Origin of the sequence: Paeniglutamicibacter antarcticus (assembly GCF_039544305.1) — a bacterium.
GTDB classification, from domain to species: Bacteria; Actinomycetota; Actinomycetes; order Actinomycetales; family Micrococcaceae; genus Paeniglutamicibacter; species Paeniglutamicibacter antarcticus_C.
This window is the reverse complement of record NZ_BAABLK010000034.1, coordinates 205,516-218,141: the sequence shown is the minus strand read 5'-3', so window position 1 is coordinate 218,141 and position 12,626 is coordinate 205,516. Positions and strand designations below refer to the sequence as shown.

Sequence of the window (12,626 nt, the reverse complement as noted above, 5' to 3'; positions counted from 1 at the left end):
GGCCGACTACCCACGCAGCGACTCCCCTGACGCAATCACTGTGTACCGCGCCACGGGGTTCAGCCGGGAATACCGCCGTTGTTGTCCTGCAACCTGCGCCACGCTCGCTATTACTGGCTCACTTGCGTAAGCGATGTCGGTTCCGCGCTGGGGAAGCGTCCGAGCAACCAGAACAACTCCTTGGAGATGTCAGGGGTGTAAAAACGGTGACAGGTGGCGCTAGCATGCTTTCCCCGAAGAACCGGGAAGAGGCCGGTGCCGCGTTCATTGAGTTCTTTCATGACCCCTAGGACACCTTGGGCACAAAAGGTGCCACGGAAGATGGCGACGCCGGGAAAATTTTAGTCCAGCCCAAGAATAGTAGAAATGGAGCAACCCAGTGGATCTGACGCAACGAATCGATGCCTTGGAACAAATCGAGGAGATCAAGAACCTCAAGCACAGGTATTGGAGAGCCTGTGACGGAAAGGATCCGAAGACATTCCGCGACTGCTTCATCCGCGTAGGAGCGAGCATCGACTACGGTCAGCTAGGTTCTTTCGACGATGCCGATCCGATGACGGAGATATTCACACAGATTGCGCTGCACACCGTAGATGGCAAGCATGTTATTTACGATATGCACCACGGAGTGCACCCAGAAATCGCGCTGATCGACAAATACACCGCCAAGGGTCGATGGACGCTTCGGTTCCGGCAGGTAAATCTGATGGACCACACCGAAACGATCTCGACCGGGGAGTACAGCGACGAATATCGACTCGAGGACGGCCACTGGAAAATGTCCAAGTGCCACTTCACCGAGACGTGGTCCATCCGCCGACCGTTGACCGCCGATACCGTGATCACCGAGGGTACTTTCGCGCGGGTGGATGCGATGTGTACCGAGAGCGCCGCACCGTAGCATCGGTCGTCGCCTTGCCCGGTCGGCTTACAAGATCAACGGTGATTTCCATATACCGATCGGGCCACCCGACCCGCGTCCTGGGTCCATTCGATGGTGAATCCACACGCCCCTGCCGTGGGGCGATGCCTGCTTCACTCAACGCCTGGTCAAAGCAGCGTTAATGACGTCCGTAGCACCAGCAGCCAAGCTTCAGCCATATGCCAGTCGCCTCAGTACACGACGAAGGTCATTTTTTATTGTTTCGCGGGAAGCAAACAGGACGGCTTTTTCACCGACTGAGCTGTCGTTGCCGGCAGATACCGCAGGAAAGGGCGCTTGATGCCGCCACTTTCGCCAACCAAGGACAGGATGGCGGACACGGCGTGAGGCATGTCGTGGCATGCTCAGTGCGGGAGAACCTAGTGCAGGGACCATCGGGCAGGGATGCTCGATGGAGCTCGAACGGCGTGTGAGGGAACAAGGTCCAGGTCGGTACCGTGCGAGGGAGGTGCTCTCTTTTTTCTTGCGTGGGGCACCCGTCGGCTTTGTGGTGGGCGCGGCTAGATAGCCACCTCCCTGTCTGGTCAATCACCGGAACAGGCCAAACCCGGCGTTGCCAGCCCCAGATACCATCTGGACCAGACCTGAGACCTGTTTGATCCACGCAGCATCGGCCACCATGTCCGGATTCATCCGGCCCTGCGTGACTTCTTCTGTGGCTGCATCCACAGCACAAGCAATGATGCTTCGGCCGTGGACATCGATTCCACCACGGTCACGCTCGAACGTCTCGGAGTCTCGACGGTCCCTGGCCATGCGTCTACCTGGCCCTACCAAAGCCGGACGATCGGAATTTGTGCTTTGGGAGGGGCAACCCGCAGGAATTGTTGGCGTAGTTCCTGACCGATACCGGCTTCCCGGAACAATCGGCACCACCTGCCCGGACTGGCCGTACCATGAAGCCGTATCTGCCATTCCTTCCTTGGGGTACAAATAGCCAGTGTGAGGCGAGGACTCGAGATCGGTAAAGCGAAGCGATGCGGCGTCTTGTGGTGGCGGCCGATCGCTGCAGCTTCAGGAAACTAGCACGCGGGAATATCAAGAGCCCGCGAACACGCCGCTGCTAGTGCTTATCCCAACGTGGAATTGTTATCGGGCCAGCATTGAAAGGAGCGTGGCTAGTACGCCTTGACTCGCTGCTCCACGATCAAGTGAACCAGCGCAAATGTTCCCTTGCCGTCGATCGCCTCCAGGGCCGCCTCGAGTGCGGAAGGGATCTCGCTGTCGTGCTCGACCCGGACGCCGAAGCCACCGAAAGCCTGGGCCATGAGCGCGAAATCCGGGTTGGCTAGTTGGGTGCCGGAAATACGTTCGGGATAGTGGCGTTCCTGATGGGTGCGGATGGTCCCGTACTCTTGGTTGTCCATCACGATGACCAGCGGGGTGGCACCGTATTGTGCCGCGGTGGCAAGCTCCTGGCCGTTCATCAGGAATTCCCCGTCACCGGCAATGGTCACGATGCGTCGCCCCGGGAAGTTCAAGGACGCGGCGATCGCCGATGGTACTGAGTAACCCATGGAACCGTTGCGCGCGGAGATCATTGAGGCGTATTTCTCGGTGGGGAAGTAGCGGTGCGCCCAGTTGGTGTGCTCGCCCGCGCCCAGGGTGACCATTGCGTCCGAGGGCAGCCCCGGAACCAAGTTGGCCATCAGCGTATCCATGCGTGCGGGGCCGTCGGAAGGCCTCGCGGTGGGCAGTGCGGCGAATTTCTCCTGTTCTGCGCGCATGCGTTCGGTGAAGGACTGCCATTCCGGTTTGTCGATGAGTTCCATTTTCACCAGGTCCCTCACGAAGACGTCCGGCTTGGAAACGATTTGGTGGGAGACAGCCCCGGAGCGACCGCGCAGCGATGAATCGATCGTGACCAGGAAGTTCTTCTTGGACCAGTCCTGGCGGACCAAGAAGCCATCGGTGATGACATCTCCGGGGACCGTGCCGACGAACACCATCAGGTCGGTTTCCTCAAGCAGGTCGTAGGTGGGTTTGGGTCGGCCGTAACCGATCGGGCCAACGTACGACGGGGAGCTGAAAGGGATGTTCCCCTCGCAACGCCATTCGACCGCGGCCGGCAAGTGGTGCTCCTCGAGCCACGCGGTCAGCTCGTCGGTTCCTGCTTGGGTCCAGTCATTTCCACCGAGCACGAACAGTGGCTTGGTGGATTCCTCGAGCGCGGATTTAAGCTCCTTCCAATCGGTCACCGTCATCCCGCCGCTGGCCACCGGAATCACCGGGTGCAGGTCGGGGGAGACCAATTCGCGAATGACGTCTTCGGGTAGCCCGACAACCACGGGTCCGGGCCGGCCACTCATGGCGGAGAACATGGCTTCGGCAACGATTTCCGAGGCACGCTCCGGATGGTCCAAGACCATGACCCTTTTCGCTCCGGTGTCGAACCACGCCTTGATGTCGAACTCCTGGAACGCCTCGCGATCCCTGTGGGCGAAAGGGATCAAACCCACGAACAGGATCATCGGTGTCGAGTCCTGCCATGCGGTGTGCAGTCCGACATGGGCGTTGGCGGCACCGGGACCACGAGTCACCATCGCGACACCGGGACGCTGGTGCATTTTGCCGTCGGCTTCCGCCATGTATGAGGCGCCGCCCTCGTGGCGGCAGACAACGGTTTCGATCCGGGAGTGGTGAAGTCCGTCCAGGACATCAAGGTAGCTCTCCCCGGGGATCACATAGGCGCGTTCCACGCCGTGGGCAACGAGGGTGTCCACGATGAGATGGCCGGCCGACTTCTTGGTTGGTGTTGGGCCTTCGGGTTTTGCTTGCTGTTCTTGGGCGCTCATGAAGGTTGCTCCTTGCTGTCGCCGTGGCACACGCGACGAATGTTGCACGGCGGGCACCTCGTTGTGCTCTACCGTGTCGAACTAAATCTAGGTTTCCAGCAAATGTACATGATGCCTGGTCACTGCCCCCTTACTGCGACGAAATGCGTTAGTCACAATGGGTCGTTGATCACAATGTCTTGTATTGCCTGGGGGAGCGGGCAGTGCGCTCGGTCTTGGCAAGGGTGGAAGTGCATTGCGGGTGGATCCGGGGTCATCAGCGAGCGGCTATGTTGGTTCAATGCTCTTCAGATCCAGGCCCGCCTCATCGATATGCTTGCGTTCTTGGACCGACTCCGCAGGCGACATTGAATCCATCCTTCGTGCATTCGATGTTGATGACATGGCAGCCCAGTCGAGCGGGCCGATCTCCTCGGAGGCGGCTGCGCGGCGTTGGGTGGAACCATGGATGGATTCAGCGGGCCAGCAAGGCGTGGCATTTGCCATTGACATCGATGGGACAGCTGTGGGCCACGTGCTGGCCAGCGCCATTGACCACCGGCACGACACCGCATGGATTTCCTATTGGGTCACTCCTCAGCAGCGCGGAGCGGGGCTCGCCTCGAGGGGACTTGCGGGCCTGGCTGACCATTGCTTGGGCGCACTCGAGCTTTTTCGGCTCGAACTGGCCTACCGGGTGAACAATCCGAGCTCGGCTGCTGTGGCCAGGAACGCCGGATTCTTGGTCGAAGGGGTTGAGCGGGCCAAGCTGCGCTACCTGGATGAGTCGGGGAAACCGCAGCGTTTCGATGTTGAAACGTGTGCCCGGCTCCGCAGCGATCCCCCGGCCTCGGTTGCGCCGCTTCGCGTCTGTGACTAACAACAGCTGTGCGGAGCGCTCCTCCCTTTCGATGCGCGAAGCCGGTCAATGAAACGAGGGGGTCCCGCTGGAGAGCGGAAGCCATTGTCAAGCGCCATGGCATGCCTGCGAGAACGCGCCTAGCTGCCTTGGGGCATGGTTGAAATCCAGGCCCCGGGATGGCCTTTGCGCCGCGCGGTGAGGCGATTGCCACTGTTCCGCTCGGCACCCGTTACTTGACCAGGGGTGTTAGCCCTGACGGTGACTCAGGCAAGGCGGTGTTTCGTTGAATGCGACTTCTCTTCAAACGTGTTGGCGGCCGGATTCCGGTGCTCATTGGCCGCAGGCTATTCAAACCACGGATCAATGGATCGGCACCGTGCCCGCCAGGCAAGGTCGGCCTCGCTGCGACCTACGTGGGGTTGCGGATGGAGGTAAGCCGCGTGCGGGCTATTGACTCCATAAAAACAGGCGCGTAGGTTAACTAGTAGACTATAGAACCTAGGTGGTGACATGCTCTCTGGAAACGGCCCGATATTTCAACAAATCTCCGAACGGGTTGCCGAAGACATCATCAACGGCACGTACAAGGAGGAGGGCAGCGTGCCGTCCACGAACGATTACGCGGCCTTTTACCAAATTAGCCCTATCACGGCGGCAAAGGGCATCAATGTCCTCGTCGAACAGGGCGTGCTCTACAAGAAGCGCGGTGTCGGGATGTTCGTGGCACCAAATGCCCGCGACCGGTTGAGAGCCCAACGGCGCGCCATCTTCCTTGAACAACACATCGCCCCTTTGCTCCGCGAAGCGGACTTGCTGGGGATCGGCGCCGACGAACTCGCCGAAATGATCAAACGAAAGGACCTCTCATGACCAACGCCATTGACATCCAGAACGTCACCCGCAGCTTCGGCAGCGTCAAAGCGCTCGATGACGTCAGTTTCGTCGTACCACCCCATTCCATCATTGGCCTTCTGGGTCGCAACGGCGCGGGCAAGACAACGATCATGTCGATCATTGCCGGCCAGGACCGGCCCTCCGAGGGCCGGATCGAAGTCTTGGGGCATACCCCGTTTGAGCATGCCGCGACGTTGTCCCAGATCATCTACGTCCGGGACAACCAGCGCTACCCGGATGATTACAAGCTGCACCACGTGCTGCGGATCGCTCCAGATTTCGCTCCCAACTGGAGTTCGGAACTTGCAGCGGAACTTGTTGAGAGGCTCCGGATCCCAGCCAAGACCCCACTGAAGAAGCTCTCCCGGGGTCAACTCTCAGCGATTGCGATCGTGCTGGGTCTTGCCTCGCGTGCTTCTATCACCCTGCTCGACGAGCCTTATCTGGGGCTGGACGTCACCGCGCGCGCGCTTTTCCACGAAGTATTGATTCGTGACTATGCCGAGCACCCACGCACCATCGTGCTCTCGACCCACCTCATCGAGGAATCCGCATCGCTTCTTGACCGGGTCGTGATTCTGGACAAGGGCCGTGTCGTGGTCGATGGGGACGCCGAGCAGGCACGCGACGAGGCATACATCCTCAGTGGAAACACCGATGCCGTAGCGAAATTGTTGGCTGGACGCACCGTGCTGGAAAGGAAATCCGTTGGAGCACTGACATCGGTGACAGCAGCCGGACCGATCGATGAAGTACTTCGCGATCGGGCTGTGGCAAACGGCGTACAAGTCGCCCGCCCGTCGCTGCAGGAACTCGTCTCCGCCTACGGGGCGGACGAATCCGGGTTCCCTGAAACGAAAGAAGCTGAGTAAGCATGAGTGTCATCATTCCCGCAACAACGAAGCTGCATCTGAACAAGCGTGAGACGACTTTCTTGGTGCCGCTGTACATCATTGTGACGGTTGCCGTGATCTCGGTGTTGATCTCGCTGCTGTTCTGGCGCTCCGGAAGCCTCCCCGGAACGCCTGATTGGATCCAGGGCTCACAGGTCAATCCCGGAATGGCGTATGCGCTTCCCGGTTTCCTCGTGTACCTCGGCGTGCAATCCATCGCCACCACGTTCCCCTTCGCACTGACGCTGGGCGCAACCCGGCGCTCGTTTGTGGCCGGCACCCTGCTGTGGTCGGTGATCGTCTCGGCTGCCATGGCCGTTGCCTTGGCAGTGCTCACGACGCTTGAACTGGCAACCAACCACTGGTTCGCCGGGTTCTATGTATTTGACATCCATGTGCTCGGTGCCGGGGATCTTGGCCGGCTGCTGCCGATTGTGTTCCTCGCGACCCTATCGATGCTCTCAATCGGCGGCGTCTTCGGGGCCTCGTGGATTCGGTTCGGAGCACGCGGACCACAAATGATCGGGATAGGGACAGCCCTGGTGCTCATTGTCGCGCTAATCATCATTATCCCCTCGGGCCCGACCATCCTCGCGGCGTTCAAGCTATGGTGGCTCGCCGTGGCGGCAATGGTTGCGATCATCCTTTCGGCGCTCGGTACCTGGAAGCTGCTCCGAACCGCGATCGTGCGGTAAGGATGGCAACAACAACAGCACGCAGGACGGGCCAACGCCGTTGCAGTAGGCCAGGTGCCTGGACGACAAAGCAAGAAACGTCGATCGGGCACCTGCTCGCTGTGGCACGCTCATGCTTCGTAAGCACGGATCGGGGAGCGGCAACCCAGAAATGACGTCACCCACGTGCCGGCTTTGCTGGCGCGTTCTGCGCGCGAGTTGCTACCGGGGCGTGGCACGGGAGTACTCGGCGATGACCACCCCGGAGTCGAACGCACGAAAACGTGTGCGCTTGAACTGCCTTGGATCGTAGGCCATGCCCCCGAACAGGGATATCTCGTCCCCGAGGGCGACCGGGTTGATCTTGAGGGTCAGATGATCGATTTCAGCGAAAAATGAACCGGCTGGAAGACCGCCGCCGGCCACCCAGATTCCCGTTCCGGCTCGGCGACGCAGCTTGCGGATGGTGGCGCAAGGATTTGCACGGAAGGTGATCTCCGAGGGACCGGTGCGGGGTTGGCGGGAAACCACGACCTGGTTCAGGTGTGGGTAGGGGCTGGCGATGCCGGCATCCAGTGCGTGGGATATAGGTGTTCCATCCCATGAGCACCGTGTCGAACCTCGATCCATCGGCATGCAGCCCGAGTACGGATTGGACGTGCGCCGGGATCGTGTCGGCGTATTCTTCGAGGATCACCTCCATATGGTCCCCGCTTGGCCCGAACGCACTGAAGTCGCCGTCCGGAGCTGCGATCTTGCCGTCCCTGCTCATCGCCACGTAGTACGTCAGTCCTCGCATGGGGGTCCGCATCGGCGGCATCAGTGGTCAGAAACGACCGTGCGACGGCTCGGGGGCCAGGCACACAGGACCCAAGGCAGGGGTGCTGGGAGCCGGCGGTATGACGAGGCCACTAACCAAAGCCCAGGTGCTTGGCTTCGAATGCGGAAAGGATGCGGGCGGAGGGGGGTGGAGCTGCGCCGGAAGCCTCTAGGCTGAAAGGAGGATTGGACGTTGAAGGAGAGAGCCGGACCGATGCTGCAGGACACTTCGCTCGCCGAGCAAATCGAGGCTGCCGCCCAGGATTCGCTGCGCGTACTCATCGTTGGTGCGGGGGTCGCCGGAGTGTGTTGCCAGGCTGCTGCGTGAACAAGGACTGCATCCGGTGCTGCTGGAACGTGCGCAAGCCCGAACGGGTGGCGGCTACATGCTGGGACTGATGCCGCTTGTCGATGAGCCGTTACGTCGTGCGGGCGTGTGGGAGGAGTATAGGGATCGCAGCATGACGATGCGTCGCTATCGGCTGAGCTCGAGCCATGGTCGGGAAGTGCGTACGTACTCGTTTGATGCGGTGCTCTGCGCGTACGGCAGGTATGGGGGCATCGAACGCGGAGAACTGATCCAAGTGATGTCCGGGGGAAGTTTGCCGGTAAGCTTCGGGACCAGCGTTGGCTACGTGGGGCAAGACGAACTCGGGGCCGCGGTGGGAATCAACACTGCAGATGGTTTGATTGATGCGCGCTTCGATCTGGTGATCGCCGCCGATGGGATGCATTCAACGACTCGGGACCTGGTCGTGGATGCCGGTGATGTCGAGGAGTTCGACACCGGCTGGGGAGGCTGGGTGGTGTGGGCGGATGCCAACCCGACCCAGAGCGATTTGTATGCCGAAACCTGGGGCCGCGGCTTCTTTATCGTGAGATATCCGCTCCGCGACAAGGTTGGCGTCTTTCTCCGAGGTCCACGCACTGCAACCGCTGTTGGTCCGGCAGCATTCGGATGCAGCGCCCGAAAACGGCTGAGCCGCGTGGATGAGTCCAACGCCCAGGCGTTTTCAGCCATCGGAGCGGCTCGGGGCCCTACTATTGGAAGCTTTCTAACACCCGTTGCAACCGCTGGGCACAGGGAAGGGCAGTGCTCCTTGGGGACGCGGCGGCCGACTTCCTTCCCACGGCAGGCATCGGCGCGGCCATGGCGCTGGAATCGGCAGCGATATTGGCCGCGCAGCTCTGTGGTGTCAGCGCAGCCGGTGTCCAAGAGTCGCTGAAGGACTACGCGCGCCGGCAACGTCCGTGCGTTATTGCCGCGCATGAGAATTCCCGTCAGCTGGCCAAGATCATGCTCCGCACCGGTCGGGTGCCCTGCATGGTCCGGGATATTGCCATGCGCTTCATAAGCCTGAACATGGCCTTGGGGCCGATCCTCACGTTGCATCGGAACCCATCGCTGAGGACCACAACCGCCACGGAGCACTGATTAGCAACCTGGGATGCCGATGCTATGCGGTTCCAGGGGGAACAGGTGGCCTCTCGGCGTTGGAGTCCAACGCCAGCGTCCGGGCCAGCACGCGCTGGATCGTGAAGCAGCGAGCGAGGAATGCACGTTCATCAAGCACGCGACGCCGCATCCACGAGGTCACCTCGCGGTTGCCCTTGCTTGCGTTGCAGGTGCCACATGCCGGGACGACGTTTTCGAGGGTGTACCGTCCGCCGCGGGATATCGGCTGGACGCAGTCACGTTGCATGGTTGCTTCGCTGGATCCGCAATATGCGCAGCCGCCCCATGCATCCCTGAGCGCACCCCATTGAACCTCGTTGAGGTCGTTATCGACCCGACTCATGCGGCGCTTGCGCCGGCGTGCGGCACGCAGCCTTCTAGCGCTGTCGTTATTTCATCGGCCCGTATCTGCAGTGGCAAGGCTACGCGGTGTAGGGGCTCGGCGGATACTTGGCTGTCGACTGCATATCGGCTTCCAGCGATTCCTTGGTGTGCTGGTTGCGCCACGTAAACCAGCCGTAGATCCCGGCCAAGGCCTGGAACACCGTGACGCCAAGCAATCCCAGCGCGGGGTTGTTGCCAAAGAGCACGATGATGTAGGCAATGGAGGAGACCGAAGCCGCCAACCATGCCCAGCGGTAGCCGCAGGCAACGCCTATCAGCGCAACTACCAGTGCCGCCTCTGCGGCCAGCGAGACCCACAGGGAGGTTGTCCCATCGGTGAAGATGAACCCGGTGGTGAGCATGCGACCCATGCGCAAGGCGGCGAAGACGGCCAGCAGGACTACGCCGACCAGCAATGATTTGATGCCGAAGCCGCGTTGGACGACCTTGCGGCCGAAGCGCCCAGCATTCTCGAAGCGGGAGAATCGCCAGAGGCCAAAGGCGGCAGCCAACAGTGCCGGCACCGCGTAGAAGAGGAAGGAGCGCTCTTGGAACTGCAGGGCAATGACCAGGGGACCCGCGAAGACCGCCAGGATTTGAGCCCACCAGCCAAGGTCGTTGCGCCGGGCCAGCAACACCATGGCGATGAAACTCAGCAGTGCCGAGACCGAAAAGAGTGCAACCTGGGTTCCGGAATCCGTTCCCGGGGCCTGGGAAAAAAGATTGTAGAAGAGTTCGTCCACGAAAAATACTGCCTATTCACAAAGAAAAACGGTGGGGCCTTGCTGTGTCTCAGCTATCGAGCGTAGCCGGTGATCGGATTGGCGCCGCTATTGAGCGCGCTTGTGTAACCCATCGAACATCATGGTGATGGCATGGTCCTCGACCTGCTGGGAGGTGACGTCCCCGTCGTCACGGAACCACTCGACCAGGGAGTTGATCGTGCCAAAGAGCAGGCGGGTAGCCGTGCGCGGATCGATGTCGCTGCGTAAGGAGCCTTCCTGCTGAGCCTCGACCACCAGGTCGGAGACCTTGCGATCCACCGCGCGGCGGCGTTGGAGTGCGTCGCGTTCGATTTCGGTGTTCCCGCGCAACCGCAACAGCAAGGTGACGTACTGCTGGCGCTTGACCAAGACCCGGATGGTTGAGCGCAGGAAGAACTTCAGCCGTTCCTCGGCGGTGCCTTTGCTGGCACGTTCATCCCGGGCGATTGCCTCAAGGGGAACCAGTGCTTCGTCAAGAGCCAGCCGCAGCAGATCGCCCTTGGAAGGGACATGGTGGTAGATCGCAGATTTGCTGATGCCCAGATGCTCTGCAAGCTTGCCCATCGAGGTGGCGTCGTAGCCGTGCATGTTGAATACCTCCACGGCAATGGAGAGGACGGATTCCTGGTCGTATCCGGGCCGACCTCGCTTGGTTGGCGATGGGTTCGCAATGCTGGCAGTCATAGTTCCTCATTGTCTCACGAACGGTCGGTCGGTAAGCATCGAGCGTTAAGCCAGTTTGGGGGTGCTGGAATGGGCAAGCCATTCCAGCACCCCCAAATCACGGGCTTTGCCTTTACTTCTCACGCAGGTCGTAGATGCGGCGCAACTTGCCCGAGGAACGGGCCAGGGAACCGGGGACCACGACCTCGATGGCGCACGAGGAACCGACATGGATCTTGATTTGCTTGGCCAGGTCCTTGCCGGCCTGGATCGCGCGGTCCGAATCACAATCCTCACGGCGCTCGATGCGGACGGCGAGCTGGTCCATACGGTCCGGCCGGGTGATCTCCAGCTGGAAGTGCGGGGACAGACCCGGGATCCTCAGCGCGATTTCCTCGATCTGTGAGGGGAACAGATTCACCCCGCGCAGAATAATCATGTCATCGCTTCGCCCGGTGATGCGGCCCATCCGGCGGTGTCCCTCGCGGGCGGTGCCCGGCAACAGACGGGAGAGGTCGTGGGTGCGGTAGCGGATGATCGGCAGTGCCTGCTTGGTCAACGCGGTGAAGACCAGCTCGCCGTGCTGGCCGTCGCCGAGGACCTGGGTGTCATCGAAGGCGTCAATGATCTCCGGGCGGAAGTGGTCCTCCCAGATGTGGTTGCCGTCCTTGGTTTCGTGTGACTCCCCCGCAACCCCGGGGCCCATGACCTCTGAAAGCCCGTAGATGTCGCACGCGTCAAGGTCGAACATGACCTCTAGCTCGTGGCGCATTTCCTCGGTCCACGGCTCCGCTCCGCACACCGCGGTCTTCAGGGATGTCTTGCGAGGGTCCAGGCCCTGGCGCTGCATGGCATCGCCGATGGTCAGCAGGTAGGTCGGCGTGGCCAGGATTGCATCGGGTTCGAAGTCCTGGATGAGCGTGATCTGCTTTTCGGTCTGGCCTCCGGACATCGGGATCACGGTGGTCCCCAGGTGTTCGGCGGCTGCGTGGGCTCCCAGACCGCCGGTGAACAAACCGTAGCCGTATGCGTTGTGGACCTTCCAGCCCGGTTTGACGCCCGCGAGGCGCAGGCAGCGAGCGCCGAGCTTGGCCCAGTCGTCGAGGTCCTTCTGGGTGTAGCCGACAACGGTGGCGCGACCGGTGGTGCCCGAAGAGGCATGGAGGCGTGCGACCTCGTGCTGCGGGACGGCAAACATGCCGAAGGGGTAGGTCTTGCGCAGGTCTTCCTTTTCGGTGAAGGGGAACTTGGCCAGGTCGGAGAGTTCCTTCAAGTCCGTGGGGTGAACCCCTGCGGTGTCGTACTTCTCCCGATACAGGGGAACGCGATCGTAGGCATAGGCCAAGGTTTCCTTCAGGCGCGCGAGCTGGATCGATTCGATCTGGTCGCGGCTCATGGTCTCTTCTGGATCCAGTGGGTTGGGCAGTTCGATCCGGGTGGATGTCTGGGTCATGTCTTGGCCTAACGCGCGGTGGGTTTTTATAACGGGAAGAGAGC

13 protein-coding genes and 2 pseudogenes are annotated in these 12,626 nt (G+C 61.1%); 8 read left to right on the top strand and 7 right to left on the bottom strand.

The window, feature by feature from the left end; translation table 11 throughout:
- Positions 1–379: 379 nt before the first annotated feature.
- Positions 380–904 carry a nuclear transport factor 2 family protein gene (locus ABEA12_RS12590; protein ID WP_210099988.1) on the top strand — a complete coding sequence of 175 codons (525 nt, stop codon included), beginning with the start codon at positions 380–382 and terminating at the stop codon, positions 902–904.
- A gap of 570 nt (positions 905–1,474) precedes the next feature.
- Here ABEA12_RS12590 and ABEA12_RS12585 read toward each other — a convergent pair.
- Together ABEA12_RS12585 and ABEA12_RS12580 are read right to left on the bottom strand one after the other, a co-directional pair.
- Entirely contained in the window at positions 1,475–1,702 is a 228-nt protein-coding gene (locus tag ABEA12_RS12585) for a hypothetical protein (RefSeq protein ID WP_210099989.1), read from the bottom strand.
- 362 nt (positions 1,703–2,064) lie between these two features.
- Positions 2,065–3,741 carry a thiamine pyrophosphate-dependent enzyme gene (locus tag ABEA12_RS12580; protein WP_210099990.1) on the bottom strand — a complete coding sequence of 559 codons (1,677 nt, stop codon included), beginning with the start codon at positions 3,739–3,741 and terminating at the stop codon, positions 2,065–2,067.
- Between the two features lie 280 nt (positions 3,742–4,021).
- Here ABEA12_RS12580 and ABEA12_RS12575 point away from each other — a divergent pair, with 280 nt between their 5' ends.
- The 4 genes from ABEA12_RS12575 to ABEA12_RS12560 all read left to right on the top strand — a co-directional run bounded on the left by ABEA12_RS12575 (position 4,022) and on the right by ABEA12_RS12560 (position 7,064).
- Positions 4,022–4,600 carry a GNAT family N-acetyltransferase gene (locus ABEA12_RS12575; protein ID WP_345468460.1) on the top strand — a complete coding sequence of 193 codons (579 nt, stop codon included), beginning with the start codon at positions 4,022–4,024 and terminating at the stop codon, positions 4,598–4,600.
- A 492-nt stretch (positions 4,601–5,092) separates the two neighbouring features.
- Positions 5,093–5,452, top strand: a complete 360-nt coding sequence (locus ABEA12_RS12570; protein WP_210099992.1) for a GntR family transcriptional regulator — start codon at positions 5,093–5,095, stop codon at positions 5,450–5,452.
- A complete protein-coding gene (locus ABEA12_RS12565; protein WP_210099993.1) occupies positions 5,449–6,348 on the top strand; it encodes an ABC transporter ATP-binding protein in 900 nt (299 codons plus the stop codon). Before ABEA12_RS12570 ends, ABEA12_RS12565 begins: the two co-directional genes overlap by 4 nt.
- Before the next feature lie 2 nt (positions 6,349–6,350).
- The gene (locus ABEA12_RS12560; protein WP_210099994.1) at positions 6,351–7,064 is read left to right on the top strand and encodes a hypothetical protein; all 714 of its coding nucleotides are present in this window, start codon (positions 6,351–6,353) and stop codon (positions 7,062–7,064) included.
- Between the two features lie 201 nt (positions 7,065–7,265).
- Here the strand turns inward: ABEA12_RS12560 and ABEA12_RS12555 are convergent, their stop codons facing one another.
- Positions 7,266–7,679, bottom strand: a complete 414-nt coding sequence (locus tag ABEA12_RS12555) for a dihydrofolate reductase family protein (protein ID WP_345468455.1) — start codon at positions 7,677–7,679, stop codon at positions 7,266–7,268.
- Positions 7,680–8,055: 376 nt separating this feature from the next.
- Here ABEA12_RS12555 and ABEA12_RS12550 point away from each other — a divergent pair, with 376 nt between their 5' ends.
- From ABEA12_RS12550 to ABEA12_RS12545, 3 genes and pseudogenes are all read left to right on the top strand, one after another.
- Positions 8,056–8,190 (top strand): hypothetical protein, encoded by a 135-nt coding sequence (locus ABEA12_RS12550; protein ID WP_345468452.1) that lies wholly within the window; start codon positions 8,056–8,058, stop codon positions 8,188–8,190.
- Positions 8,150–8,566: pseudogene (locus ABEA12_RS18710) on the top strand (FAD-dependent oxidoreductase); the annotation flags it as partial. The gene ABEA12_RS12550 and the pseudogene ABEA12_RS18710, both read left to right, overlap by 41 nt.
- A gap of 353 nt (positions 8,567–8,919) precedes the next feature.
- A pseudogene (locus ABEA12_RS12545) lies at positions 8,920–9,297 on the top strand (FAD-dependent oxidoreductase); the annotation flags it as partial.
- A gap of 22 nt (positions 9,298–9,319) precedes the next feature.
- Here the strand turns inward: ABEA12_RS12545 and ABEA12_RS12540 are convergent.
- From ABEA12_RS12540 to ABEA12_RS12525, 4 genes are all read right to left on the bottom strand, one after another.
- The gene (locus ABEA12_RS12540) at positions 9,320–9,661 is read right to left on the bottom strand and encodes an HNH endonuclease (protein WP_210099995.1); all 342 of its coding nucleotides are present in this window, start codon (positions 9,659–9,661) and stop codon (positions 9,320–9,322) included.
- Between the two features lie 79 nt (positions 9,662–9,740).
- Entirely contained in the window at positions 9,741–10,445 is a 705-nt protein-coding gene (locus tag ABEA12_RS12535) for a nicotinamide mononucleotide transporter (protein ID WP_210099996.1), read from the bottom strand.
- A gap of 87 nt (positions 10,446–10,532) precedes the next feature.
- Positions 10,533–11,150 (bottom strand): TetR/AcrR family transcriptional regulator, encoded by a 618-nt coding sequence (locus tag ABEA12_RS12530; RefSeq protein WP_210099997.1) that lies wholly within the window; start codon positions 11,148–11,150, stop codon positions 10,533–10,535.
- Between the two features lie 112 nt (positions 11,151–11,262).
- On the bottom strand, positions 11,263–12,582 hold the full coding sequence (locus tag ABEA12_RS12525; RefSeq protein ID WP_210099998.1) for a phenylacetate--CoA ligase family protein: 1,320 nt from the start codon (positions 12,580–12,582) through the stop codon (positions 11,263–11,265).
- Between the last annotated feature and the right edge of the window lie 44 nt (positions 12,583–12,626).

What these genes read in the sequence shown, in the direction of transcription:
- ABEA12_RS12585 (WP_210099989.1), bottom strand. Translation starts at nt 1,702, where the DNA reads ATGGCCAGGGACCGTCGAGACTCCGAGACGTTCGAGCGTGACCGTGGT.
- ABEA12_RS12580 (WP_210099990.1), bottom strand. Translation starts at nt 3,741, where the DNA reads ATGAGCGCCCAAGAACAGCAAGCAAAACCCGAAGGCCCAACACCAACC.
- ABEA12_RS12575 (WP_345468460.1), top strand. Translation starts at nt 4,022, where the DNA reads ATGCTCTTCAGATCCAGGCCCGCCTCATCGATATGCTTGCGTTCTTGG.
- ABEA12_RS12570 (WP_210099992.1), top strand. Translation starts at nt 5,093, where the DNA reads ATGCTCTCTGGAAACGGCCCGATATTTCAACAAATCTCCGAACGGGTT.
- ABEA12_RS12565 (WP_210099993.1), top strand. Translation starts at nt 5,449, where the DNA reads ATGACCAACGCCATTGACATCCAGAACGTCACCCGCAGCTTCGGCAGC.
- ABEA12_RS12560 (WP_210099994.1), top strand. Translation starts at nt 6,351, where the DNA reads ATGAGTGTCATCATTCCCGCAACAACGAAGCTGCATCTGAACAAGCGT.
- ABEA12_RS12555 (WP_345468455.1), bottom strand. Translation starts at nt 7,679, where the DNA reads ATGCCGATGGATCGAGGTTCGACACGGTGCTCATGGGATGGAACACCT.
- ABEA12_RS12540 (WP_210099995.1), bottom strand. Translation starts at nt 9,661, where the DNA reads ATGAGTCGGGTCGATAACGACCTCAACGAGGTTCAATGGGGTGCGCTC.
- ABEA12_RS12530 (WP_210099997.1), bottom strand. Translation starts at nt 11,150, where the DNA reads ATGACTGCCAGCATTGCGAACCCATCGCCAACCAAGCGAGGTCGGCCC.
- ABEA12_RS12525 (WP_210099998.1), bottom strand. Translation starts at nt 12,582, where the DNA reads ATGACCCAGACATCCACCCGGATCGAACTGCCCAACCCACTGGATCCA.